Below are 24,233 nucleotides of genomic sequence, written 5' to 3'. Positions count from 1 at the left end.
CCGAGCCTGAAAAACAAACCCGCCTCTAAACAAAAAATAGATGGATTGTTTGCCCACTTTGTCTGTCCGAGGAAACTATAAATGAGAGATAGAAAACATAGATTGGGTGTCTCCGAAGTCAATCTGGTGAGGCGCCATTTAAAATTAGAACCTGTCGGCCAGAGAAAGCTACAAGCGGCTATTGCCGAGGTAGATCAGCTTTATGGTCTTGATGCGGTTACCTTTGACGGAAAAAATCATGTGCTGAATCTCGCTTATGACGCCTCCAGGATTTGTCTGGATGATATAGAAGAGACTTTGAAAAACTACGGCGTTGACGTGAGTCATGACTGGTGGACGCACTATAAAGAAGATTATTACAAATTTGTTGATGGCAACATAAAGGAAAATGCTAGCCATGAACCTTGGAGCTGCCATAAGTCACCACCTAGTGCGCGTGGGAAACGCTAATGAATGCCATAAACGAGCTTAAAGCAGCAGACATGGGCATAAACACTCACCAGGAACCGGTGGTATATATGCGTAGCGATTGCCATATCTGCCGCTCCGAAGGGTTCATTGCGAACAGCCGTGTCATGCTGCGGTACGGGGAAAACAGTGTTATCGCCACGTTGAATGTGGTGGACGAACAGGTATTGGTTTCGGGGAGTGCAGGGTTATCCAAAATTGCCATGCGCCGCCTGGGTGCCATCGATGGCGCTGCGATTATTGTCGGTCATGCACCGGTGGTGACATCGCTCGCTGCGGTTCGCAAAAAAATATTTGGGCACAAACTCAGTGATCAAGAGATTACCGCTATCGTCGAGGACATCAGCGACCACCGCTATTCGGATATCGAAATCGCCAGTTTCCTCAGTGTGTGCGCGGGTAGCCATTTAGACGTGGAAGAAATCATCAGTCTCACCCAGGCCATGGTGGCCTGTGGTAAGCGGTTGCGATGGCCTGGCGAAACCATGATTCTCGATAAGCACTGCATCGGTGGGCTGCCGGGCAACCGCACCACACCTCTAGTGGTGTCCATTGTTAGCGCTGTTGGACTCACCATCCCTAAAACCTCGTCGCGTGCGATCACCTCTCCTGCCGGTACTGCGGATACCATGGAGGTCTTGACTTCCGTCAATCTGGAGCTCGATGAGATTCAACGTGTAGTAGCTGAAACCCATGCCTGTCTTGTTTGGGGTGGCGCTGTCAACCTGAGCCCCGCCGACGACTTGTTAATTCGCATTGAACGGGCGCTGGACTTGGATGGTGAAGGGCAGTTGATCGCCTCGGTTTTATCCAAAAAAATCGCTGCCGGTTCCACGCATACGGTGATAGACATTCCCGTTGGCCCTACCGCTAAGGTGCGTTCGCAAAAAGACGCCGAGCGCCTTTCCTCACTTTTTACCCAGGTGGGAGCTGCCTGTGGTATTCAAATTCGCTGCCTTATTACGGATGGTAGTCAGCCGGTTGGGCGTGGTATCGGCCCGGTAGAAGAAGCGCGGGATGTGCTGGCAGTATTGCAGCGCGAGCACAGTGCACCACAGGATCTTCGGGAGCGTGCCTTGTTTCTGGCTGCACATCTGTTTTCACTTGCTTATCAAGAGCGTTATGAACAAGGGCTGGAAAGAGCGATCGCGATTTTGGATGAAGGTAAAGCCTGGCAGCAGTTCCAGCGCATTTTGGCCGCGCAGGGTGGGATGAAAGCCCTGCCTGACGCCAGCTACCAACATACCGAAGCGGCCACAGCAGCGGGCACACTTACCGCTATCGACAATCGTCAACTCGCGCGTCTGGCGAAGCTGGCAGGCGCTCCGTCTACAGCCGCCGCGGGGTTGCGTCTACATGCTCGCGTCGGTGACAAGATCACCGTCGGACAACCTTTATTTACGCTCTGTTCCGATACGATCGGAGAGCAACAGTATGCGATGGCGTTTTATCGCCAATCGGCAATTTTTACGATCGAGAAGGAACGATGAGCGAGGCGATGACCGTGAAAGATAAATCTCCAGTGGTGTTTTCCCTGAATAATCATCCGTTAGCTGAGTCACTCAGTAAAGCGATTGGTGGTCAACCTGGCGAGTTTAACGCTCGGCAGTTTCCGGATGGGGAGTCCTATCTGCGTATTCAATCTGATGTAGAAAATCGCGCCTGTATTGTGGTGGCTGATCTGTCACACCCAAACATCAAATATCTGCCGTTGTTGTTTTTATTGGAAACACTGCGGGAGCTGGGAGCGTCGCAAGTGGGGTTAGTGGCGCCTTACCTCAGTTATATGCGTCAGGATCGCCGTTTTGTCGATGGGGAAGCGGTTACTTCACGTATTTTTGCCAAGTGCCTTTCTCAACATGCTGATTGGCTGGTTACGGTCGATCCACATTTGCATCGCTATCATTCTCTGGATGAAATCTATTCCATACCCAGTCGTGTTGTGCAAGGGGCTCCGGCATTGGCGCACTGGCTCAAAACGCAAAGCAACCTACTGTTGGTAGGGCCGGACAGCGAAAGCGAGCAATGGGTTGATGAGATTGCTGCCTTTAGTCAACATCCTTTTGTGATTGGAGAAAAACAGCGCTTCGGGGATCGCCAAGTCGAAGTGATGCTGCCCGACATCAACGAATTCAGGGATAGAACGGCAGTGATTATCGACGACGTTATTTCCAGCGGGCAAACAATCCTGGAATGCGTTAAAACACTTCGGTCCAAAGGCATCGACAACATTCAGTGCGTGGCGGTGCACGGCATATTTGCCGATCACTCCGATAAAACCTTACTGGCCTCAGGCCTGAGCCAACTGGTCACATCCAATACCATCCCCCATCCTTCCAACGCTATTGATATTACGTCGCAACTGATTGCGCCCGTTATCAGCATGCTTAAATTGCCAGGAAAATCATTATGAAAATTACCTTTGTCGGCGGCACCGAGACCGTTACCGGCTCAAAATTTCTGCTGGAAACTGAAACGACAACCGTATTAGTCGATTGCGGTTTGTTCCAGGGCTACAAGTGGCTGCGGGAACGCAACTGGCAAACCTTGCCCCTGGACATCGACAAACTGGATGCGGTGCTGCTCACTCACGCACATCTGGATCACTCCGGTTATATCCCGGTGCTATACAAGCGCGGCTTTCGCGGCCCGGTGTTTACCCATCACGCCACTAAGGCCCTGTGTCAGATTTTATTGGCCGACAGCGGCCATATCCAGGAGGAAGACGCCAAGTATTACAGCAAACATAAATTGGGCAAGCACGCGCACCCTGAGCCGCTTTACGACCGTCAAACGGCGGAAGCCAGCATGAGGCTATTTCAGTCTGTGGAGTTCGATGAACAGATCGAGGTCGGGGATATCCGTTTTTATTTACAGCCTGCCGGTCATATTCTCGGCGCCGCCAGCATTATCGTTGAAGCGGAAGGGAAACGAATCGGCTTTTCTGGTGATGTCGGTCGTTTCGATGATGTGCTGATGAAACCTCCTCGGCCATTGCCGGAGCTGGATCTGCTGTTGATGGAGTCCACTTACGGCAACCGCCGGCACGACACCCAAGATCCGTTTCAGCAGTTGGCGGAAATTGTTAACCGTGTCGCCAAAAGTGGTGGCGTGTTGCTGGTTCCGGCCTTTGCGGTTGGGCGTGCGCAGGCCTTGCAGCATCTGTTGGCGACCCTGATGGATCAGGGCGATATCCCTAAAATGCCGATCTATCTCGACAGCCCCATGGCGATCAAAGTATCGGATATTTTCTGCCAGTTCAGTGATCAGCATCGGTTGAGTCACGAGCAATGCTACCGTCTATGCGAGGGCGTGACCTATACCCGCACGGTGGACGAATCGAAGGCGATTGCCGGACAGGCTTTCCCCCATATTGTTATCGCTGGCAGTGGGATGGCAACAGGAGGTCGTATTCTCCACCACTTTAAACGCCTGTTAGGAAATTCTAAAACCACGGTACTGTTTACCGGTTATCAGGCGGGCGGCACTCGGGGCGCAAAAATGCTGGAGGGTGTTGATGGGGTTAAAATCCACGGAGGCTGGGTACCGTTAAGAGCCACTGTCAAAGTCATTTCCGGTTTATCGGGGCACGCCGACCATCTCGAACTGACCCAGTGGTTACAGCAGTCCGCACTGACCGATTCCACTCGAATTCAATTAATTCACGGTGACCCGGAAGCCCTTGAAGGTATGCGGGTGCACTTGCAGGAGCACACCGCGTTTGCGGTGAATGTCGCGGGCTATCGTGACATTTTGCGCCTGTAATCGAAGAGATAATCCGCAAATCATGGAGGTGATAGTCGATCAACACCAGCAGGTGATTGAACTGTATCGCTATCTCGCCTCCAGGGCGGATATCCCCTCTGCCAAAGAGTTGATGGAATCACTCCGGTCGCTGGAAGAGCACGAAATGATGCGTATGGCGCAGTCTGCCAACCGGTTCGGGGATTTGTAGAGACACTAATTTCTCACAGATACACCACCATAAACGGAGGAATAATCATGACACTTAATGCGTTCAAATTCGGGATGGCCAGCGCGATTACCGCGGCGATACTGTGGCTGGCTTGCAGTCTGCTGGTGATGTTAATGCCTTCCATGATGTTGTCCATGTCCGGAGAAATGGTGCATATGCAACTGAATGAGATGGGTTGGCACTTGACTCTCACTGGTGTCGTTATCGGGCTGTTGGCTTGGTTCGTGGTAGCGGGTATCGCCGGGTGGTTGCTGGCGGCCATTTATAACCGCTTGCAGTCATCCGACTGATTATCCAGCTGATGAGCAGTTTGCCGCGCTATGACAAACCGGTTCTGTTGGTGTTGAATCCGGGTAGTTCATCCATCAAGTGGAGCACGCATAACGTCTCGGCGCTTGAATATGCGGGTGCAACGGTGCCTGTTGCTATTGGGCAAGCAGGTGTCGGCCAATCAGCTGCGCAGACTTATCCTGGCGCGCCCCCTTGGCTGACCGATGTGCTGACAAATCATGATGTTCGCGCGGTGATTATCAGAGTCGTACACGGGGGCTCTGAATATCTTAAACCTCTCCCCATCAACGACGATAACTTTCGGCAACTGCAAACCCTGATACCACTGGCGCCACTGCACAATAAGGCGGCCATTGAACTGATTGAGCAGCTTCGGAATACCCGATTTTCCATTCCCGTTTTTGCGGTTTTCGATAGTGAGTTTTTCAGCGACCTGCCGGTGCTGTCACAGATTTATGGACTATCCGTCGCACTCACTGAGAAATATCGATTACGCCGTTACGGGTTTCACGGTTTTGCTCATGAGTCCATGGTCAAACACTGGGAGGCAGTGAAGCCCAAGGCCGAACACTACACCCTGGTGACTGCGCAACTGGGAAGCGGCTGTTCCATGGCCGCCATCCGCGACGGCAAACCAGTCGATACCACCATGGGCTTTACGCCCAATGAAGGGTTGTTGATGCGCACGCGCAGCGGAGATATCGATCCCGGATTGCTGACTTGGTTGCAGCGGCAGGAGGGTTGGACGCCCGAGGATACCGACAGGGTTCTCAATTGCGAATCCGGCTGGCGGGGTTTGTCCGGCGGAATCGATAACATGGCGGATTTGTTTGCGAGCGAACAGTTTCAACACCAGCTGGCGTTTGATTTTTTCCGTTATCGATTCCAGAAAACACTGGGCGCGTATTTCGCCATTCTGGGCGGGCTGGACGGTATCGTGCTTAGCGGCGGTATTGCGGAAAACAACGTCGATATTTGCTGCCGCTTGTTGTCCGGTCTTTCCCACTTGGGTATTGCATTAAAAGAGCCTCTGGTTCAGTCTGCTTTACCACTGATTTTATCGCAACCAGCATCACCAGTGCAGTGTTGGGTGGTGGCCGCCGATGAGGCGGATTCTATGTTGCGCTCCATACAACACCACTTTTCTTTTTAGAATGAATTTCAGTCGTTGACTGATTGAGGAAATTCCATGTATGCCATAGATCAACAAAACGATCATCGGACACAACAGCGGGCAAAGTTATATCGAGATACCTATCCCTCCTTTGCGCGCTGGGCGGAAGGTTATGGTGTGATCCAACACCGGGACGAAACGCAGGTGAGAGTGTTCGATCTTTGCCAGCAACTGCTGTGTACAGGACGGTTTAAACAGATCGATGAAGTGCTGGATATATTGTCTGCCGCAGATCGCCTTGCCAGCGCGTCCATGTGGTTGGTGGTGCATATGACCTATAGCAACAGAGTGGATTTCAGCGGCAGCGCACTCGGGCCATCAGATTTTAAAACTAACCCTCAGGGGCATACCGGCGGCTCCCTGAATATGGTGCCTGCCTATGTGGGCTATATGGCTGCCAATCGCCTGGCCGGTATCACCCGCAGTTGGTTGATGGGACAAGGGCACTGTGTGGCCGCCATCGATTCGGTCAACGTGCTGTTGCAAAACCTCTATCCGGAGCAGTCTGAACGCTATCCGTTGAGTGAACAGGGGCTGACACAGCTAGCGCAGGATTTTTACAGCTACGCCATAACGGATGATGGTCGCCCCGGCGTTCCTCTGGGTAGCCATGTGAGTCCTCACACCGCCGGTGGCCTGATTGAGGGCGGCTATTTGGGCTTCGCTGAACTGCAATACGTGCATATGCCCTTATCCGGCGAAAGGCTAGTGGCGTTTTTAAGTGACGGTGCCTTTGAAGAACAGCGCGGTAGCGACTGGGCCAGCCGCTGGTGGCGCGCCGAGGATTGCGGGCTGGTGACACCGGTGATGATTGCCAATGGCAGGCGCATTGACCAGCGTTCCACAATGTATCAGCAAGGTGGTTTGTCCTGGTTTTACGAACATCTGGAACACAATGATTTTCACCCCATCGCCATCGACGGGCGTGATCCGGCGGCGTTTGTCTGGGGTATTTTTGAATCCGAAGCGCGGCTGGAAGCCTGCAGCGCGCACATCCGTGAAGGCCATATGCACTATCCGGTGAAGCTGCCTTACCTAATAGCGGAAACAGAAAAAGGCTACGGCTTTTACGGTGCCGGTACCAATGCCGCCCACGGCACGCCCCTACCGGGTAACCCCGGTATTGATGAACACTCCCGCAACTTGTTTAACGAACATGCGGCCAAATTATTTCTTCCGCGAAGTGAGCTGGAACTGGCTATCTCACAAATTGCGCAGCATGAGGCCGATAATCGCGTATCAGAAAAACATCATGCCCTGTGTATGCGCAACGTCATGCTTCAATCTCCCACAGAACCACAATGGCAAACCGAGGGCGACCCGATATCGCCGATGGCAGCAGTGGACGCGCGATTCTGCGAATGGCACCTTGGTAATCCCGATAGGCGGGTCCGTATCGGCAACCCGGATGAGCTGAGTAGCAACCGGATGGGCAAGACACTGGATTTGCTCAAGCACCGGGTGCTGAAGCCAGAACAGGGTGTGGCCGAATCCATTCACGGCTCGGTGATTACCGCACTCAATGAAGAGGCGGTCGTAAACGCGGCGCTGGGAAACAAAGGCGGTCTGAACCTGGTGGTGAGCTATGAAGCCTTCGCCATGAAAATGATCGGTGCACTGCGCCAGGAAATCATTTTTGCGCGCCATCAAAAAGCGCTGGGGCGACCGCCGGGCTGGCTGTCGGTGCCGGTGATTGCCACCTCGCATCTATGGGAGAACGGAAAGAATGAACAATCCCATCAGGATTCCGCCTTTGGCGAGGTACTGCTGGGGGAAATGAGCGATATGGCGAGAGTTGTGTATCCCGCCGATGCCAATAGTGCTGTCGCCTGCCTCGATGCCTGTTACCAGACCCAGGGTCAAATCTGGGGGATGACGATTCCCAAAAATGACGTTGTTACAGTATTCACACCCAAGCAGGCAGCCCAGTTGGCAGAGCAGGGCGCATTGACGTTGGATAAGACTGACGGTGCACCGGTACAACTGGTCGCGGTAGGCGCCTATCAATTAGGCGTTTGTCAGGAGGTAAAACGCACTTTGTCTAAACAAGGTATTCAATGCCGCATAACGTACCTGTTGGAACCGGGTCGCTTTCGCCAACCGCGAGACCTTTATGAGCAGACTTATGTCAGCGATGTGGCTGCCCACACGAGCCTGTTTCCCGATGACATTCGTTTGCGAATTTTTGTATCACACCTGCGACCGGAAATATTGCTCGGTGTCTGCCGCCCTCTGGATCTTGGCGTTGATCGATGTATCGCTTTTGGATACTGCAATCAAGGCGGCACTTTGGATACGTCAGGTTTATTACGAGCGAATCAGTCTGATGCGCAGTCCATTGCCACAGTGGTAAGGCAGCAAATAAACAGAGGATAGGCATGAAATGACTGAAGAGAATGAGCCTCGGCGCCGGTTCCTGATAGGAGCCACCTCCGTTGTTGCAGGTGCGGGTGTGGTCGAAATCGCCGAACCCTTTTCTCTATCTAGGCTCTAGCTGTCAAACACGATTCGACACGATCTACACAGGCAGCCTATCGAGTCCTCAATTAAGGGATATTTACGCCCCGCTTGATGGTTCTATTGTAAACGGGGGAATTAACGTGTTGTTCAAGGTAGTGCTCATCATAGAAGCACGTAAAAATGTCCAACGTGATAATTTTTAAGCTGAAGAATGCGTCAGGCACCGTTTAATACGATGAAACCAATAATAAAACCAATCACCATGTCTGGATAACTTGATACTGGCCAGACCAACACACCGGCGAGAATGGCGCCATAGTTGGCGATAAAGTCATTGGGCGAGAAAATCCAGTTGGCATTCATATGTGAGCCGCTGATTTTTTCGCGATGGATTATTGTGAGACAAGCGATGTTGGCTGTTAACGCTTGCACCCGAAAGCCTGTCATCAATCCGGAAACATCCTCACTACACAAAAAGAAACGTCGCACGACCTCACTAAGTACGCTCAACGCGAGCAGCATCTGTAAAAGGCCCGGCAGATGGGCTGCACGTAACTTCAAGCTGCTGGCGCGCCCCACTGCATATAGTGCCAGCCCGTAAACTGCGGCATCTGCGAACATATCTAACGAATCTACGATCAAGCCAGTAGGCTACGCTATCCAGACGACTGCTAACTCTAGAGCAAACTTAGCCGCGTTGATACCTAACAACCATTTGAGTGCTCGCGATTCTCGTGCATGATCTACATGAGTTCAACCCTTATTCATTATAAACAGAAATGTGTCGTCGTCGACGACCTTATTACCAGCACTCAAGGCTGGGTCAAAACCCGCCTGCAGGAATCGTGTAGAATTTGGAGGTCTTTCTTTAGTATTGTGGTTCTGGTAAACTTATTGACGAACTCTAGGTAGATTTTATGATCAAACGCTGTTTCATTTTAGCGGTAGCGCTCATGATTGCTTTGCAGTCAGTGACTTCTATTGCCTATGAAGAGCAGCTTCACCACGCGTCAGCACCGCACCATGAACATTCATTGGCGTCGGCTGACATCGAAAGAGAAGTGCATAAAAGCAATCCCTCTCAAAATGAGTCTCATCACTCCAGCGCTGATTGTCATCACAACCATAACTGTTTTCATATGGGTTTGGTGATACCACAGACATCTCTTCCTGCTACTGCCGAAACTTCAGTTGTACTGGTTTATCGAGCCAGCTTGCTGAAAGGTATCCACCCCCCACTGCTGCGTCCTCCGATCGCCTGATACTGCTTATATCTTCCCTAGTCAGGGATTAGCTGTTTTTCAGACTTTCGTAGGAGCATTCTCATGCCTGCCAAATTGCCCGTGTATGCGGGGAGATGCGCATTGTCGTATCGTATTTTTTACCTATTGTTGTGGGCGGTTATTATATCTCCGCTCAATGTCACCGCCGTCCAGGCGGCAGATAGCACGCTCACCCTGAGCGATGCCATGTCCCGCGCCATGGCGCAAAACCCGCAGCTACAGGTCTTTGACCTGCGTCTTGATGGGCTTCAGGGACGCCGAATCACGGCCGATCTGAGTCCGGCACTGGAAGTCGGTGCTGAGGTCGAGAATTTCCTTGGTACCGCAGATGCGCGCGGCCTTGTGGGCGCGGAGCTTACCTTGACCCTGTCGTCAACTCTCGAACTCGGCGGACAGCGGCAGGCACGAGTCAGTGCAATCGATTCACGGCTAGAACTTGCAGAGGCGGAACGTCGGGCGGAAACCCTTGATCTGCTGGGGCGAGTCACTCAGCGTTTTGTTGCTACCCTGGCATTGCAGGAGAAACTTCAACTTTCCGCTGATGCAGTGTCACTGGCCCAATCGACACTTGATATCGTTACCCGGCGCGCCAATCAGGGTGCTACATCCCAGGCTGAGGTATTGCGGGCCAGGGCTGCGCTGACGCAAAGCCAGATTGAACAGTCACGCCTGCAATCGGAGCTGGTTAGCCGAAAGATGGCACTGGCTCTATTATGGGGGGACACCTCGGTAGAGTTCGGCCAGTTGCAGGGTGATCTGTTTCAATTCGGGTCCTCCGACAGTTTTGAATCCTTGTTCCAGCGCGTCAGCGACAGCCCTGCCATTCAGGTCTATGCCAGTGAACAGCGAGTGCGCGAAGCAGAGATTCAATTGGCCCGTAGCCAGTCTGAAAGCGACATTGGCTGGCAAGTGGGTGTCCGACGCAGGGAAGATACGGATGACTTCGCATTTACAGCTGGATTTTCCGTGCCACTGTTCCCAGTCCAACGTAACCGTGGCGAAGTTCGCGCGGCACGAGCGGCCCGCGACGAAGTCAGGTATCGACGCGAGACCACGCTGCTGAACCTGCATTCGTATCTGTTTGATGCCTATCAACAAAGGCAGCAAAGCATAGCCGCCGTGGAGCGGATCCGCAACGAGATGCTACCCGATCTGAGCGAGGCGCTAACTCAAACCCGCGAAGCATATGAAAGCGGGCGCTACAGCTATGTGGAATGGATGGCCGCACAACGTGAATTACTCGCCGCACAGCGTGCTCTGGTCGACACCGCAGCAACAGCACTGCTGAACCAGGCCTTGATCGAACAACTTACAGCCCAGCCGCTGGCTGATCGCTGAAAAAGGACAATGACTATGAGAAACGTTAATTTATTACTTATTCTTGCCAGTCTATGTGCAATGACATCAGCTCCGATGCTTGCCGCACAAGATACTCATGAACATGAAGAAAATGCTGAACACCAGGATCATGAAGAAGCCGGTGAACACGAAGAGTCGGAAAGCGCCCACGTGGAAATCTCAGCCAGCATGGCAGAGCAGGTCGGTATCCGTAGCAGAGAAGCCGGTAGCGGCACCCTGGTACGTACATTGGCCAGCTATGGGAGGCTAACGCTGGACCCAGACACCATCGTTCACATTCGGGCCCGGTTTCCGGGGCAGATCGTTAATGTAAACGCAGGCCTGGGCGATAGCGTCGAGGCTGGTGATCGGCTTATTACTATCGAGTCTAATGACAGCCTTCAAACCTATACGGTGACAGCGCCCATGAGTGGCACCGTACTGGAGCGCAACGCCAATCTGGGCGGAGTGGCCATGGAGCAGGCTCTGTTCACCATCGCCCCGCTTGATATCTTGTTGGCAGAGCTGAAAATCTTTCCGGGCCAGCGCCAACAGGTGGCTCCCGGACAGATGGTCCGTATCGATACCGGCGATACTCAAATCGAGGCCAGCATTCGCGACATCCTGCCGCAAGGCGATGACTCTCCCTATGTCATTGCCCGAGTGCAAATTGACAATTCTGATGGCTTGTTAGCCCCGGGGCGTCTGGTTACCGGACACATCGTGGTGGAGCGTATGGAGGCACCGCTGGTTATTGAGAGACGTGCATTGCAATCCTTGGACAACTCGCAGGTTGTATTCATACACGAAGGTAACGCATTTGAAGCACGTCCTGTGGAGCTCGGTCTCACCGATGGCGAGTTTGTCGAAGTCCTGTCCGGATTGAGGACAGGTGAGCGCTATGTGGTCGACAACAGCTACCTCATCAAAGCCGATATTGAAAAATCCGGCGCAGAACACGCCCACTAAGCCAGGAGGCCACCATGATTGATGCAATCGTCCGCTTCTCGGTTGAGAGGCGGTATCTTATGTTATCCCTGATTCTGGTGCTGATTGGTGCGGGGGTCTGGAGTTTCCAGCGCCTGCCTATTGATGCGGTGCCGGATATTACCAATGTTCAGGTACAGATCAACACAGAAGCCCCCGGCTATTCGCCTCTGGAAGCCGAACAACGTATCACCTTCCCGGTCGAAACCGCGTTGTACGGGCTGCCGAATCTGTCCTACACCCGTTCGCTGTCACGCTACGGCTTGTCCCAGGTCACTGTTGTGTTTGAAGAGGGCACGGATCTCTATTTCGCGCGTAACCTGATCAATGAGCGACTTGGTTCCATCAAGAGTGTCCTGCCGCCGGGCATGGAGCCAGAAATGGGACCTATCTCTACCGGTCTGGGCGAGATTTTTATGTACACCGTGGATGCTATTCCCGGCACCACACAAGCCAACGGTGAACCTTGGACACCGACAGCCTTGCGGGAAGTGCAGGACTGGATCATCAAGCCGCAACTTGCACAGGTACCAGGTGTCATTGAAATCAATTCTATTGGCGGATACGACAAGCAGTATCATGTGACCCCTTATCCAGCAAGGTTGCTCGAGTTGGGTGTCACTATGGAAAACCTGGTCACAGCATTACAGAGCAACAATGCCAACCGCGGGGCCGGTTATATTGAAAATAATGGCCAGCAGTTGCTGGTACGCTCGCCCGGTCAATTGCAGACCATCAGTGACATTGAGCAGGTGGTGATAGCCAATCGCAATGGCGCCCCTGTCAGGGTCGCGGATGTTGCTTCGGTGGCCATCGGCAAGGAGCTACGCACGGGTGCGGCCACCCGCGATGGCGTGGAAACGGTGTTGGGTACCGCCATGATGTTGGTGGGCGAAAACTCTCGCAGCGTTGCTCGCGCCATCGCCGCACGGCTGGAGGAGATCCGTCCGTCCTTGCCGCAAGGTGTGCGCCTGGAAACCGTCTATGACCGTACTACATTAGTTGACAAAGCCATCGCTACAGTGGAGAAGAATCTGCTGGAAGGCGCGCTACTGGTGATTGTCGTGCTATTTCTGCTGCTAGGCAATCTGCGCGCGGCGCTGATCACCGCAGCAGTGATTCCGTTGGCGATGCTCGCCACCATTACCGGCATGGTGCGCACCGGCGTTTCCGCTAACCTGATGAGTCTGGGGGCGTTGGATTTTGGTCTCATTGTCGATGGCGCGGTCATCATCGTGGAGAATTGCACACGACGCCTGGCCGAAGCACAGCACGCCAGTGGCGGACGACAACCGTTGAAGGAGCGGCTGCAGTTAGTGTACGAAGCGACCTCCGAGGTTATCCGGCCCAGCCTGTTCGGTGTGGCCATTATTACCGTGGTGTACATACCCATCTTCTCCCTCACCGGTGTCGAGGGCAAGATGTTCCATCCCATGGCCGCTACGGTTGTCATGGCGCTGCTTTCCGCGATGCTGCTCTCGCTGACCATTGTGCCCGCCGCAGTTGCTGTGTTCATGACCGGCAAGGTCCGGGAAAAGGAAAGTGCTGTCATCAACGTCTCCAAAAAGCTTTACCGTCCGGCTTTGGAGCTCGCGCTAAGGTTCCGTTTGATGGTACTCACCGGTGCCGGTGTGTTGCTGGCCGCCAGTCTGTGGTTGGCGACAACGCTCGGTTCTGAGTTCATCCCGCAACTTAACGAAGGGGATATCGCCTTACATGCACTTCGCATTCCGGGCACGGGTCTGGAGCAGTCGATTGCCATGCAGGAACAGCTTGAGCAGCGTATCAAGGAATTTCCGGAGGTAGACAAGGTCTTTGCGCGAATCGGCACGCCAGAGGTCGCCACCGACCCCATGCCGCCCAACGTGGCCGACAACTTTGTGATCCTTAAGCCCAAAGAGGAATGGCCCGATCCGGGTAAACCAAGGGATACGCTGATCGCAGAAATCCAGGCGGCGGTGGAAGAATTGCCCGGCAACAACTATGAGTTCACCCAGCCCATCGAGATGCGTTTTAATGAGCTGATCTCAGGGGTGCGGGCAGATCTGGGCATCAAGGTATTCGGTGATGACCTGGATCAGTTGCTTGCCTCGGCCACTGAGGTGCTGGAGGTGGTTGAGTCGGTCACCGGCGCTGCTGATGCCCGACTGGAACAGGTCACGGGGTTGCCCATGCTTTCGATTCACCCCAAACGCATGGCACTGTCGCGCTACGGCCTGACTGTTGATGACATGCAAGACCTAGTGGCAGCAGGCGTCGGCGGCGAGAATGCAGGCCTGATTTACGAAGGTGATCGCCGCTTCCAGTTGGTGGTCCGGCTACCCGAAGATATCCGCCGGGATGTGGATAGCCTGGCGGATCTACCCGTGCCGCTTCCTGACGGGGGCTATGTACCGTTATCGGAAGTGGCAGAACTGGAACTGGCACCCGCACCCAACCAGATTAGCCGCGAGAATGGCAAAAGACGGGTTGTGGTTACCGCCAACGTTCGTGATCGCGACCTGGGTGGCTTTGTGGAGGAAATCCGCGAGCGTATGGAGCAGGAGGTCGATCTGCCCGCAGGCTATTGGCTCGACTATGGTGGCACATTCGAGCAACTGGAGTCCGCCAGTCAGCGTCTTGCCATTGTGGTTCCCGTCACCCTGGCGATCATTGTAGCTTTGTTGGTGATGGCATTTGGCTCGCTCAAGGATGCCTTGATTATCTTCAGTGGCGTACCGCTTGCTCTGACAGGCGGGGTATTCTCTTTGTGGTTGCGAGACATGCCCTTGTCAATCTCTGCCGGGGTGGGTTTTATTGCCTTGTCAGGTGTTGCCGTGCTCAATGGACTGGTGATGGTGGCTTTCATCCGCGACCTGTGGCACGCGAATGGTGACCTGATCAAGTCAGTAACTGAAGGCGCATTGATACGTCTGCGGCCGGTGCTGATGACAGCGCTTGTCGCGGCATTGGGTTTTGTGCCCATGGCGCTAAACACCGGAACAGGTGCTGAGGTTCAAAGGCCATTGGCTACAGTCGTGATTGGCGGCATTATTTCGTCGACATTACTGACGTTGTTTGTGTTGCCGGTGCTTTATACCCTGCTGCACAGGAAAGACAAAAAACTTAAGGAAAGGTGATTGCTTTGCCCCTAGCGACCTTGCCGGGGGCAATTTTCCAGCGACTAGGACGAGGGTGATCCAATGAGTCACGAACACAACCATATGTCCCCGGAATCGAAGGATAAGCGCGTTGCCATCGCCATCTGGGCCAATGCTATTCTGACGTTTGCGCAAATCGGGGGCGGTATTTTTGCCGGCAGCCTGGCGCTTATTGCCGATGCCTTGCATAACTTTTCGGACATGGCAGCGCTGGTCATTGCGTTTGCCGCCCGGAAAATTTCGCGCCGTCCGGCTGACGCCAGAATGACCTTTGGCTATGGGCGAATTGAAGTGGTTGCGGCCCTGATAAACTACACCACCTTGATTATCATTGGGATATATCTGATCTACGAAGGTGGGATGCGGATACTGGATCCCCCGGAAGTCAAAGGATGGTGGGTTATCTGGCTTGGCGGTATTGCACTGGCCGTGGATGCGCTGACAGCCTTGCTCACCTATTCAATGCAGAAAGACAGCGTCAACATCCGTGCGCTGTTTCTGCATAATCTGTCCGATGCGCTCGCATCAGTTGCCGTGATCATTGGCGGTGTTTTCATCCTGCTCTACGACCTGCGTTGGGTTGACCCTGTCATCACCATCGTCATCGCAAGCTATATTCTTTATCTTGGCCTGACAGAAATCGGTGGAAGTATCAGAACATTGATGTTGGGGAGCCCTTTGAATATTGATACGGACGCTGTCATTCAGGTACTCACCAGGATCGAAGGCGTGGTTGATGTTCATCATGTGCATTGCTGGCAAATGGGTGAGCATGAAGCCTCGCTAGACGCTCATGTAGTCATTGATGCCGGCGCCTGGGATCAGTTTGAGCAGACCAAACATCGGCTAAAAAAGGCGCTGGAGGCGGAGTTCAACATACGGCATTCCACGCTGGAGTTTGAACACCCTGATCACTGTCACCAGGATACCAAGATATATGGGCACGGATAGAATGACACCATAGACTGTGATTGGCTGTGAGGTTGATCAGTTGCTAATCAATGTGAAGGGAACCGTTTGATTGCCATTTTGCCACGGGCTGAGGTTGTCAATTCATTGAGAATACCGCAATCAGGCGTTCTCTTTCCTTTTGAACAGCGTTTACGCAACTCAATGAGCTGGCTCTCTAGCGCACGCATGCTGACAATTTGAGTACGAATCTGAGCCAGATGTTCATCGACCAGCTGATTGATCGCGTCGCAATCTGTTGGACTACCATGTCGAAAATCGAGCAAACGCGCTATATCAGCGATTGATATATCCAGAGAGCGGCATTGGCGAATGAATGCCAATCTGTCCAGGTGCCCAGGGCCATAATCGCGATAACCATTCGGCAATCGTGCAGGGTCGGGCAGCAACCCAACTTTCTCATAGTAGCGAATTGTTTCAATCCCTATGCCAGTTGCTTGGCTTAGCTGTCCTATCCGCATGCTCACCTCTATAATTTTTCCAGATAATACCCTATTGACCCTGGAGTAGCTACAGGGTTTTAAATGTCGGCCATTGCCACCAAAGCGGCGTTCTACAAAGCTGACTCCTCCATCATTGATTCAGATGTCAGCCAAAATAGCAGTTCATAAAGGAGCTCTTATCATGCAGTCTTTTTGGTCCCCGTTAGTGTGTGGAGTATTAGTATTTTGTATCGTTCAACCTGATGCGTATGGCCAATCTGATGATGATGAAGATACCCAGGAAGAGGCAGTCGAAGAAATCCTGGTGACCTCTACCCGAAGCCGTCGTTCATTGGAAGATTTGCCAACACGAGTGGAATTAATCTCGGGTGAAGAGCTTGGTGAAAAGGTGAACATGAAACCTGGTGACATCAGGATGTTGTTGAATGAAAGCACCGGCATTCAGGTTCAACAGACTTCGGCGACCACATTTAACTCGAGTATCCGTATCCAGGGGCTGGACGGCCGCTACACACAAATGTTGCGCGACGGCTTGCCATTGTATTCGGGCTTTGCCGGTGGACTTGGGTTGCTCCAGATCGCGCCTCTGGATCTGCAGGCAGTTGAGGTCATCAAGGGCTCGTCTTCTACCTTGTATGGAGGCGGCGCAATAGCGGGTTTAGTGAATCTGATCACCAAAGTGCCTGATTACGAGCCAGAGACCAGCATGTTACTAAATCGAACTTCGGCGGGTGGGCTCGATGCCAGTGCTTTTCACGCTTCGCGCAGCGACAACGTAGGTACCACGCTTTTCGCCTCATGGAACGAAAACGCTGCCTATGATCCGTCGGACGTCGGCTTGTCAGCTATTCCTGAATTTGAGCGATGGACGCTGAATCCGCGCGCATTTTTCTATCTGGATGATTCAAGCGAGCTGAGCATCGGCATTACCGCCGTTGTGGAAGACCGCCTCGGCGGCAATATGGATTACATCAAAGACAGGCCGGTCGCCGAGCCTTATTACGAAGACAATCGTACCAAGCGGTTGTCAAGTCAGCTCGAATATAGTCGGCCGCTGGGAGAGGGGACTTTAAATTTCAGAAACAGTCTGGGACACTTTGATCGAGAGCTTGAAATGGCCGACTTTGGATTTGCGGGGGTACAAAAATCAAGCTTCAGCGAGTTGCACTACGCGCTACCGACGGGAGCTGCGGAGTGGATAACGGGCTTGAGCCTGATCACTGAAGAATTTGAACAACAGGACGCCGTACCAGGCTTTAATCAGGATTTCTCTCAGTATACGCTGGGTGCATTCATTCAAAACTCCCGACCGCTGACCGACACCGTCAGTATTGAAGCAGGCGTTCGCGTAGACCACAACGATGATCACGGTACCATTACTCTGCCGCGTGTCGCGTTTTTGTACGAGCCGACGCCTGACATTACTGTTCGCGCTGGTGGTGGCCTGGGTTATCGTTTGCCTTCATTATTCATTGAAGAAGCAGAGAGTGTGCAGTTCCGCAATGTATTACCGTTGGACCGCAGCTCAATGAATGAGGAGCAGTCCAAAGGTGTCAACATGGATGTGACCTATAGGATACCCCAGGGTAACGGTAACCTTATTACGCTAAATTCGCTTCTGTTTTATACACGCGTGGACGATCCACTGGAGTTGCAGGAGCAGGGAGATAACCTTGAATTTACGCAACCAGATGGATATGTCGATACACGGGGCGTAGAGATCACTGTTACAGCCACATACGGCGACTTCAAGCTGTTTCTGGGTTATACGCATGCGAATGTGCGGGAGCACTATGCGGGTACTGTATCCAGAGCGCCGCTGGTGTCAGAACACCGGCTCAACAATGTTCTAATCTATGAGCGCGAAGATGATTTCAGGATAGGACTTGAAGCTTATTACTATGGACCGCAGCGTCTGAGCGACGGTGCCAGAGGTAAAAGCTATTGGGTCACAGGTGTGATGACAGAGAAGACTTTGGCGGAAAACGTAAAGCTATTCCTTAATTTCGAAAACTTTGGTGATACCCGTCAAACACGGTTCGATACTATCTACACCGGCAGCCTATCGAATCCTCAGTTCAGGGATATTTATGCCCCGCTTGATGGTTTTATTGTAAATGGGGGAATTAAAGTGTCGTTCTAGGTTGCGCTCATCATAGTGGCACGCACAAATGTCCAATGTGCTAATTTTTAAGCTGAAGAATGCGCCAGGCACCGTTTAATACAATGGCACCAATAATGAAACCAATCACCAGGTCTGGATAACTTGATCCTGTCCAGGTCACCAACACACCGGCGAGAATGACGCCAACGTTGGCGATAACGTCATTGGCCGAGAAAATCCAGCTGGCCTTCATATGTGCGCCGCTGTCTTTCTCGCGATGAATTATTATCAGGCAAGCGATGTTGGCTGCCAACGCTAGCATCCCAAAGCTTATCATCAATCCGGAAACAGGCTCACTACCCAAAAAGAAACGTCGCACGACCTCACCAAGTACGCTCAACGCGAGCAGCATCTGTAAAAGCCCCGCCAGATGGGCTGCACGTAACTTCAAGCTGCTAGCGCGCCCTACCGCATACAGTGCCAGCCCATAAACTGCGGCATCTGCGAACATATCTAAGGAATCGGCGATCAAGCCGGTAGATTGCGCTATCCAGCCGACTATCAACTCAAGAGAAAACATAGTCCCGTTGATAGCTAACAACCACTTGAGTGCGTACGATTCGCGCGCATGATCTACATCTGACTGCTTCATGGTCTGAGTCAGTTCATCTTCACTAAGTTCACGCACTGATTGCAATTTTGCACCCAGGCGCAATGCTTCAAGTCGTGACTGAATGTCAGATAGTTTGCCACTGTGGACTATTCTAAGGCTGCGATTTTTTAGATCAAAAATAAGAGTCGGAGGTGGTTCAATATGCGCAAATGCCATTCGAACCATCTGCTCTTCAGCGGCACAGTCCATTTTTGGAAGATTGAACTCGCAGACAAATTTGTTTTCTGCCACTTGAAATAAACCCTGTTTTTGCCACTAATTTCTATTCTACCTCACAAGCGAGACATTGATCAGATTGATTCCTAATGCACTAGGTGTCAACTAGGCTTCCTAAATCTAGTGTTATGCCTCACTTTGGCCACAGACAAGGTTTTCAGTATATTTTCGGGCTAGTGCCTCTTCCCCGTATTCTGCGCTAAGTCCTTGTGGGACTTTTGCGGGTTTGGTTGTGCATTGTTGTGCTTTATAGTGCAAAATCACGCAACGGACGCACTATTAAAGTTAATAAAAACAATCATATAGCGCTTGCAATAGGGGCTTCGAACCACTTGGTCGGGAGTTCGAATCTCTCCGGGTGCGCCAATATTTCTCATTAAAACAATGGGTTGAAGTCCTTTGGGTAGGTTATCCCCAGGCTGAAAACCGTTTAAATGCGGGAGTTTGCGGGACTTTCCTGAGTTTACTAGGTTCGTCAGAACCAACCGACGATAGAGAAGTGGGATCCGTGCGACCACTTCCAGCGAATACAGTTTTTGCTGAGTTTTACCCCGCAGGACGCCCCTATTTGCCGTCAACATCGAAAGCCTACGCCGTCTCCGGCATCAGCGGAGAGCTGATCGTTTTTGTTGGGGCGGCGGACTCATTACAGAAACCAGGCTATCGCCGTCGAAAAAGCAATACCTGACGCCATGCCTGTAATCATTGAGAATTTTGATCATCAGTGAATCTGCAGTGATTCATTCACGTGTTCTTTGTTGGCACGCTCAAAACTTTGGCTGTCACGCTTTCGTGATTCCTTCATGCAAAGACTCAATCAAGGGGCAAAAGACATTGCCCTGCTGCGCGTGACATCGACCGACCATTTCACGCAACACCTTCTCTATGCGCTTCAGTCTGACGATCTTCTTTCGTACGTGCTCCAGCTTATGCTCGGCGAGAGCACTGGCTTCCAGGCAATTAGCGCCATCTTCCAGCCGAAGCAGGTCGCTAATTTCATTAAGACTGAAGCCGAGCTCTTTCGCCGTTTTCACGAACATCAATCGGTCTATATCGGTAGATCCATACCGTCTAATGCCGCCCAACGGACGATCAGGCTCCTTTAACAGGCCTCGCCGCTGATAGTAACGGATCGTCTCAATATGCACGTCGGCAGCCTTGGCCAGCCCGCCGATGGTCATTGTATTGGATTTGTTCTGCATGCTATTGACTCCGTATCCAGCTACGGATGTAACTTTAATCCATTGGAGAGGATCAGGAAAGGAGTAAGCATTATGTCAATGTCGAATTCAGGGCGCTTTCCCCTGGCTGCCGGCGGGGTTGCGGCGCTTTTGGCCTCGGCCTGCTGTCTCGGGCCTCTGGTGCTGGTCTCGCTGGGAATATCCGGCGCCTGGATTGGTAACCTAGTGGCGCTGGAACCCTATCGTCCGCTTTTCATCGGCATAGCGGCGGTGGCCCTGTTCTTCGCCTGGCGCCGAATCTACCGCCCATCGGAGAAATGCCAGCTGGGAGAGGTATGCGCCGTCCCCCGCGTTCGCTCTGCCTACAAGGTCGCATTCTGGATGGTATTGGTACTGGTATTGATTGGCGTGGTGTTCCCTTACGCTCTTCCCCTGTTCTATTAAAAGGAGATTTCCCATGAAAATGCGATTCATTATGCCCTTGTTTATCGCCCTGCTAAGCATGCCCGCATGGGCCGCAATGCAGACCGTCACACTTTCAGTGCCGGGCATGACCTGCCCTACTTGTCCGATCACCATCAAGATGGCTCTAGGCCAAGTGGAAGGCGTCTCGCAGATCGACGTGGACTATCGAGAACGTGAAGCCGTGGTCACCTTCGACGACGCCCAGACGTCCGTGGCGGCGTTGACCGAAGCCACCACCAACGCCGGCTTTCCATCGATCCTCAAATTCACGAGCGCGAATGACAACGACTCATCTCAGTAAGGAAAACCCCTTATGAGCGATAACAAAACCCCGCATATTGCGGTGATCGGCAGCGGCGGGGCGGCCATGGCGGCCGCCCTGAAGGCGGCCGAACGTGGAGCACGCATTACCCTGATCGAGCGAGGTACCATCGGCGGCACCTGCGTGAATGTCGGCTGCGTACCCTCGAAGATCATGATTCGCGCCGCGCATATTGCGCATCAGCGAAAGGAAAGCCCCTTTGACGAGGGATTGAGCGCCCACGCACCGGTGGTGGATCGGGCGAAACTGCTCCAGCTACAGCAAGAACGTGTCGACGAGCTGCGTGATGCCAAGTACCAGCGGATTTTGCGCGACCACCCAGGCATCACGGTCCTGAACGGCGAGGCCCGCTTTCTTGATGCCCATCACCTGGCGGTCAGACTGAATGAAGGTGACGAGCAGAGCGTCCGCTTCGATTGTGCTTTCATCGGCACTGGCGCCCGCCCGGCGGTGCCGCCGCTACCAGGGCTGGCTGAAACGCCCTACCTGACTTCCACCAGCGCAATGACACTGGAGGCTTTGCCAGATCGATTGATTGTAATCGGCGCCGGATTTGTCGCTTTGGAGCTGGCTCAGGCTTTTGCCCGACTGGGTAGCCAGGTCACTGTCCTGGCCCGCAGCACTCTGCTATCCAGTGAAGACCCTGCAATCGGCGAGGCCATTGAGGCAGCGTTCAAGCGCGAAGGCATCGAGGTGCTCAAGCAGACGCAGGCCAGCCGTACGGAATATACCGACAATGAATTTATTCTCCACACCAACGCTGGTACCCTGCGGGCAAGTCAACTGTTGATAGCCACCGGACGGACCCCCAATACCGAGGCCCTGAACCTGGAGGGTATCGGCGTGGAAACCTCCCGTGGTGCGATCCAGGTGGACGAACAACTTCAAACCACGGTCCCCGGTATCTTTGCCGCCGGTGACTGCACCGGTCAGCCGCAATTTGTTTACGTCGCCGCTGCCGGAGGCAGTCGGGCTGCTGTCAACATGACGGGAGGCAAGACAATCCTGGACCTCAGCGCCATGCCAGCCGTGATGTTTACCGACCCTCAGGTGGCCACCGTTGGCCTGACAGAAGCCGAGGCAATCAAGCGAGGCTTTACCGTGGATACCCGCGTGCTGGATCTGGAGAATGTACCGCGCGCGCTGGTCAATTTCGACACCAATGGGTTTATAAAGATGGTGGCCGATCGCGACTCAGGAAAGTTGCTGGGTGTGCAGGCTGTAGCGGGAGACGCCGGTGAACTGATTCAGACGGCGGTAATGGCGCTGCGCGCAGGCATGACGGTGAAGGCTATCGGTGATGAGATGTTTCCTTATTTGACCATGGTGGAAGGTCTCAAGCTTTGCGCTCAGACGTTCACTAAGGATGTTAAACAGTTATCTTGTTGCGCTGCGTAGCAGAGTGCACGAGGTTGCCTGGAATCATCCTTGAAATCGGCAATAAAGGGAGACAGTATGTTCAATAATTTGTTTAACATGATAGTCCGCATTGGTGACAAAGCTGGCTTTAGCGGAGCCTTGGTTGCAGGAATAGGATGTTCCGCGTGTTTCCCCGCACTGGGCGCTATAGGCGCGGCTTTGGGCTTAGGTTTTCTCAGTCAGTGGGAATCGGTACTCGTGAGTTGGGTCATTCCGCTCATAGCCGTTCTGGTGATAGTCGTCAATGTGTTGGGTTACTTCAGTCACGGGCAATGGCATCGGACAGCGCTGGGGTTGATTGGCCCGATATTAGTATTGATCGGGGCCATAACGATGAGTGAATGGTATTTTTATCCGGGGCTTGGATTCATGCTAGGTGTCTCGGTCTGGGATATGGTTTCAGCCCGACACAAACGATGCGAACCAGAAAGTGCGATAAAGGATCAGGAAAGCAGTAGCGCGGACAAGTGATATTGAAACTTTTCCCGTATCTCAACTGGACCGCAGTCCAAGCTTTTGGGTTGGATTTGTATGCGGGACTTTTGCGGGTTTGGTTGGGCATTGTTGTGCTTTGTAGTGCAAAATCACGCAACGGACGCACTATTAAAGTTAATAAAAACAATCACATGGCGTTCCAGGTAGTGGCTTCGAACCACTTGGTCGGGAGTTCGAATCTCTCCGGGTGCGCCAAACAACAAAGGGTCCAGACCGGGGACATAGGTTACATTTCATACCGAAGACATAGGTTACACTTTTGGTATAAATGGATTGTCCCCGGGCTCGACTCGCCCCTCGTCTTCATCGAAGTATCCCAGATCATACTCCATAAAGCTGACGACCCAAATTTTGTCGCTCACCTCGCGTACTCCGACTAATTGCCCTGCAAATACGGTACTTAGATTTATTTTTCTGCGCCCGATACACAATCGTCCGCACTGGGTCACCTGAATCACCCTATCATGATAGGGGTAATCGGGATCCTCTGGACGCGTGTAAGCACGCGTTGATGGTGTATATACTTCGCCTGGATATCTCATGCCCAGAGCCTCGTGTGGCCGTTCGTTATTGTACTCATCGATAAATCTGTCGAATCGCTCTTGCTGTTGAAGGAAATTAAATTGCGCAGGTTTGGTGGTGGCTTTCTTCAATGTCAGATGCATGCGTTCATGGCGTCCATTTTGCTGAGGCTTGCCAGGCTCGATGCGTTCGATCGTAATGCCCAGTCGCAGCCACCACACCGATAAGCGGCTTAGCCCGAATAGCGCGTTGGCAGAGGCGAATGGCAGACCGTTATCACTGCGAAGCGCAAACGGCACACCAAACT

General features: G+C 52.8%; 24 protein-coding genes. 19 read left to right on the top strand and 5 right to left on the bottom strand.

The window, feature by feature from the left end:
- Positions 1-81: 81 nt before the first annotated feature.
- Genes QGM61_RS00120 through QGM61_RS15295 form a run of 9 tightly spaced genes read left to right on the top strand, consistent with a single transcriptional unit; the run spans position 82 to position 8,403 of the window.
- Positions 82-450, top strand: a complete 369-nt coding sequence (locus QGM61_RS00120) for a cation transporter (protein WP_281131444.1) — start codon at positions 82-84, stop codon at positions 448-450.
- On the top strand, positions 450-1,958 hold the full coding sequence (locus tag QGM61_RS00115; RefSeq protein WP_281131443.1) for a thymidine phosphorylase family protein: 1,509 nt from the start codon (positions 450-452) through the stop codon (positions 1,956-1,958). Before QGM61_RS00120 ends, QGM61_RS00115 begins: the two co-directional genes overlap by 1 nt.
- Entirely contained in the window at positions 1,955-2,881 is a 927-nt protein-coding gene (locus QGM61_RS00110; RefSeq protein WP_281131442.1) for a ribose-phosphate diphosphokinase, read from the top strand. The genes QGM61_RS00115 and QGM61_RS00110 overlap by 4 nt, the downstream gene beginning before the upstream one ends.
- On the top strand, positions 2,878-4,233 hold the full coding sequence (locus QGM61_RS00105; protein WP_281131441.1) for an MBL fold metallo-hydrolase: 1,356 nt from the start codon (positions 2,878-2,880) through the stop codon (positions 4,231-4,233). The genes QGM61_RS00110 and QGM61_RS00105 overlap by 4 nt, the downstream gene beginning before the upstream one ends.
- A gap of 22 nt (positions 4,234-4,255) precedes the next feature.
- Positions 4,256-4,423 carry a hypothetical protein gene (locus QGM61_RS00100; RefSeq protein ID WP_293613820.1) on the top strand — a complete coding sequence of 56 codons (168 nt, stop codon included), beginning with the start codon at positions 4,256-4,258 and terminating at the stop codon, positions 4,421-4,423.
- Between the two features lie 47 nt (positions 4,424-4,470).
- The gene (locus QGM61_RS00095) at positions 4,471-4,734 is read left to right on the top strand and encodes a DUF5676 family membrane protein (RefSeq protein WP_281131440.1); all 264 of its coding nucleotides are present in this window, start codon (positions 4,471-4,473) and stop codon (positions 4,732-4,734) included.
- Between the two features lie 20 nt (positions 4,735-4,754).
- Positions 4,755-5,888, top strand: coding sequence for a hypothetical protein (locus tag QGM61_RS00090; protein WP_281131439.1), 1,134 nt, complete (start codon positions 4,755-4,757; stop codon positions 5,886-5,888).
- Positions 5,889-5,924: 36 nt separating this feature from the next.
- Positions 5,925-8,285, top strand: a complete 2,361-nt coding sequence (locus tag QGM61_RS00085; protein ID WP_281131438.1) for a xylulose 5-phosphate 3-epimerase — start codon at positions 5,925-5,927, stop codon at positions 8,283-8,285.
- Positions 8,286-8,292: 7 nt separating this feature from the next.
- Positions 8,293-8,403 (top strand): ubiquinol-cytochrome c reductase iron-sulfur subunit N-terminal domain-containing protein, encoded by a 111-nt coding sequence (locus QGM61_RS15295; protein WP_082866605.1) that lies wholly within the window; start codon positions 8,293-8,295, stop codon positions 8,401-8,403.
- 182 nt (positions 8,404-8,585) lie between these two features.
- Here the strand turns inward: QGM61_RS15295 and QGM61_RS00075 are convergent, their stop codons facing one another.
- A complete protein-coding gene (locus QGM61_RS00075) occupies positions 8,586-9,011 on the bottom strand; it encodes a cation transporter (RefSeq protein ID WP_411268742.1) in 426 nt (141 codons plus the stop codon).
- Between the two features lie 275 nt (positions 9,012-9,286).
- Between QGM61_RS00075 and QGM61_RS00070 the strand changes: the two genes are divergently transcribed.
- The 5 genes from QGM61_RS00070 (at position 9,287) to QGM61_RS00050 (ending at position 16,068) form a co-directional block, all read left to right on the top strand.
- Positions 9,287-9,631, top strand: a complete 345-nt coding sequence (locus tag QGM61_RS00070; protein WP_281131437.1) for a hypothetical protein — start codon at positions 9,287-9,289, stop codon at positions 9,629-9,631.
- A 63-nt stretch (positions 9,632-9,694) separates the two neighbouring features.
- Positions 9,695-10,990, top strand: a complete 1,296-nt coding sequence (locus QGM61_RS00065; protein WP_281131436.1) for a TolC family protein — start codon at positions 9,695-9,697, stop codon at positions 10,988-10,990.
- A gap of 15 nt (positions 10,991-11,005) precedes the next feature.
- On the top strand, positions 11,006-11,959 hold the full coding sequence (locus QGM61_RS00060) for an efflux RND transporter periplasmic adaptor subunit (protein WP_281131435.1): 954 nt from the start codon (positions 11,006-11,008) through the stop codon (positions 11,957-11,959).
- Positions 11,960-11,973: 14 nt separating this feature from the next.
- A complete protein-coding gene (locus QGM61_RS00055) occupies positions 11,974-15,096 on the top strand; it encodes an efflux RND transporter permease subunit (RefSeq protein ID WP_237133490.1) in 3,123 nt (1,040 codons plus the stop codon).
- A 63-nt stretch (positions 15,097-15,159) separates the two neighbouring features.
- On the top strand, positions 15,160-16,068 hold the full coding sequence (locus QGM61_RS00050; protein WP_237133491.1) for a cation diffusion facilitator family transporter: 909 nt from the start codon (positions 15,160-15,162) through the stop codon (positions 16,066-16,068).
- Positions 16,069-16,115: 47 nt separating this feature from the next.
- Here the strand turns inward: QGM61_RS00050 and QGM61_RS00045 are convergent, their stop codons facing one another.
- On the bottom strand, positions 16,116-16,547 hold the full coding sequence (locus tag QGM61_RS00045) for a Cd(II)/Pb(II)-responsive transcriptional regulator (RefSeq protein ID WP_070116083.1): 432 nt from the start codon (positions 16,545-16,547) through the stop codon (positions 16,116-16,118).
- A gap of 163 nt (positions 16,548-16,710) precedes the next feature.
- Between QGM61_RS00045 and QGM61_RS00040 the strand changes: the two genes are divergently transcribed.
- On the top strand, positions 16,711-18,672 hold the full coding sequence (locus QGM61_RS00040) for a TonB-dependent receptor plug domain-containing protein (protein WP_281131434.1): 1,962 nt from the start codon (positions 16,711-16,713) through the stop codon (positions 18,670-18,672).
- A 40-nt stretch (positions 18,673-18,712) separates the two neighbouring features.
- Here the strand turns inward: QGM61_RS00040 and QGM61_RS00035 are convergent, their stop codons facing one another.
- Together QGM61_RS00035 and merR are read right to left on the bottom strand one after the other, a co-directional pair.
- Positions 18,713-19,537 carry a cation transporter gene (locus QGM61_RS00035; protein ID WP_237133493.1) on the bottom strand — a complete coding sequence of 275 codons (825 nt, stop codon included), beginning with the start codon at positions 19,535-19,537 and terminating at the stop codon, positions 18,713-18,715.
- A gap of 767 nt (positions 19,538-20,304) precedes the next feature.
- Positions 20,305-20,724: an Hg(II)-responsive transcriptional regulator gene (merR, locus tag QGM61_RS00030; protein ID WP_237133494.1), complete on the bottom strand. Its 420-nt coding sequence runs from the start codon at positions 20,722-20,724 to the stop codon at positions 20,305-20,307.
- A gap of 72 nt (positions 20,725-20,796) precedes the next feature.
- Here merR and merT point away from each other — a divergent pair, with 72 nt between their 5' ends.
- From merT to merC, 4 genes are read left to right on the top strand one after another with little or no spacing between them, the layout of a single operon-like run.
- Positions 20,797-21,147 carry a mercuric ion transporter MerT gene (merT, locus tag QGM61_RS00025; RefSeq protein WP_237133495.1) on the top strand — a complete coding sequence of 117 codons (351 nt, stop codon included), beginning with the start codon at positions 20,797-20,799 and terminating at the stop codon, positions 21,145-21,147.
- 13 nt (positions 21,148-21,160) lie between these two features.
- Positions 21,161-21,469, top strand: a complete 309-nt coding sequence (gene merP, locus QGM61_RS00020; protein WP_281131433.1) for a mercury resistance system periplasmic binding protein MerP — start codon at positions 21,161-21,163, stop codon at positions 21,467-21,469.
- A 12-nt stretch (positions 21,470-21,481) separates the two neighbouring features.
- Positions 21,482-22,888 carry a mercury(II) reductase gene (merA, locus tag QGM61_RS00015; protein WP_237133497.1) on the top strand — a complete coding sequence of 469 codons (1,407 nt, stop codon included), beginning with the start codon at positions 21,482-21,484 and terminating at the stop codon, positions 22,886-22,888.
- A 57-nt stretch (positions 22,889-22,945) separates the two neighbouring features.
- On the top strand, positions 22,946-23,380 hold the full coding sequence (merC, locus tag QGM61_RS00010) for an organomercurial transporter MerC (protein ID WP_237133498.1): 435 nt from the start codon (positions 22,946-22,948) through the stop codon (positions 23,378-23,380).
- A 275-nt stretch (positions 23,381-23,655) separates the two neighbouring features.
- Here the strand turns inward: merC and QGM61_RS00005 are convergent.
- On the bottom strand, positions 23,656-24,233 hold a 578-nt coding region (locus QGM61_RS00005), incomplete at its 5' end, for an integrase core domain-containing protein (RefSeq protein ID WP_281131432.1).

The organism is Pseudohongiella sp. SYSU M77423 (genome assembly GCF_029911965.1).
Classification (GTDB): domain Bacteria; phylum Pseudomonadota; class Gammaproteobacteria; order Pseudomonadales; family Pseudohongiellaceae; genus Pseudohongiella.
The sequence above is the reverse complement of the archived record's forward strand: the minus strand, read 5'-3'. Positions and strand labels throughout refer to the sequence as shown.

Excerpts from the sequence above, each read along its gene's own strand:
- QGM61_RS00040 (WP_281131434.1), top strand. The coding sequence starts at position 16,711 with ATGCAGTCTTTTTGGTCCCCGTTAGTGTGTGGAGTATTAGTATTTTGT.
- merT (WP_237133495.1), top strand. The coding sequence starts at position 20,797 with ATGTCAATGTCGAATTCAGGGCGCTTTCCCCTGGCTGCCGGCGGGGTT.
- QGM61_RS00110 (WP_281131442.1), top strand. The coding sequence starts at position 1,955 with ATGAGCGAGGCGATGACCGTGAAAGATAAATCTCCAGTGGTGTTTTCC.
- merA (WP_237133497.1), top strand. The coding sequence starts at position 21,482 with ATGAGCGATAACAAAACCCCGCATATTGCGGTGATCGGCAGCGGCGGG.
- QGM61_RS00085 (WP_281131438.1), top strand. The coding sequence starts at position 5,925 with ATGTATGCCATAGATCAACAAAACGATCATCGGACACAACAGCGGGCA.
- QGM61_RS00120 (WP_281131444.1), top strand. The coding sequence starts at position 82 with ATGAGAGATAGAAAACATAGATTGGGTGTCTCCGAAGTCAATCTGGTG.
- QGM61_RS00045 (WP_070116083.1), bottom strand. The coding sequence starts at position 16,547 with ATGCGGATAGGACAGCTAAGCCAAGCAACTGGCATAGGGATTGAAACA.
- QGM61_RS00055 (WP_237133490.1), top strand. The coding sequence starts at position 11,974 with ATGATTGATGCAATCGTCCGCTTCTCGGTTGAGAGGCGGTATCTTATG.
- QGM61_RS00050 (WP_237133491.1), top strand. The coding sequence starts at position 15,160 with ATGAGTCACGAACACAACCATATGTCCCCGGAATCGAAGGATAAGCGC.
- QGM61_RS00100 (WP_293613820.1), top strand. The coding sequence starts at position 4,256 with ATGGAGGTGATAGTCGATCAACACCAGCAGGTGATTGAACTGTATCGC.
- QGM61_RS00070 (WP_281131437.1), top strand. The coding sequence starts at position 9,287 with ATGATCAAACGCTGTTTCATTTTAGCGGTAGCGCTCATGATTGCTTTG.
- QGM61_RS15295 (WP_082866605.1), top strand. The coding sequence starts at position 8,293 with ATGACTGAAGAGAATGAGCCTCGGCGCCGGTTCCTGATAGGAGCCACC.
- merP (WP_281131433.1), top strand. The coding sequence starts at position 21,161 with ATGAAAATGCGATTCATTATGCCCTTGTTTATCGCCCTGCTAAGCATG.
- merC (WP_237133498.1), top strand. The coding sequence starts at position 22,946 with ATGTTCAATAATTTGTTTAACATGATAGTCCGCATTGGTGACAAAGCT.
- merR (WP_237133494.1), bottom strand. The coding sequence starts at position 20,724 with ATGCAGAACAAATCCAATACAATGACCATCGGCGGGCTGGCCAAGGCT.
- QGM61_RS00095 (WP_281131440.1), top strand. The coding sequence starts at position 4,471 with ATGACACTTAATGCGTTCAAATTCGGGATGGCCAGCGCGATTACCGCG.
- QGM61_RS00065 (WP_281131436.1), top strand. The coding sequence starts at position 9,695 with ATGCCTGCCAAATTGCCCGTGTATGCGGGGAGATGCGCATTGTCGTAT.
- QGM61_RS00060 (WP_281131435.1), top strand. The coding sequence starts at position 11,006 with ATGAGAAACGTTAATTTATTACTTATTCTTGCCAGTCTATGTGCAATG.
- QGM61_RS00115 (WP_281131443.1), top strand. The coding sequence starts at position 450 with ATGAATGCCATAAACGAGCTTAAAGCAGCAGACATGGGCATAAACACT.
- QGM61_RS00105 (WP_281131441.1), top strand. The coding sequence starts at position 2,878 with ATGAAAATTACCTTTGTCGGCGGCACCGAGACCGTTACCGGCTCAAAA.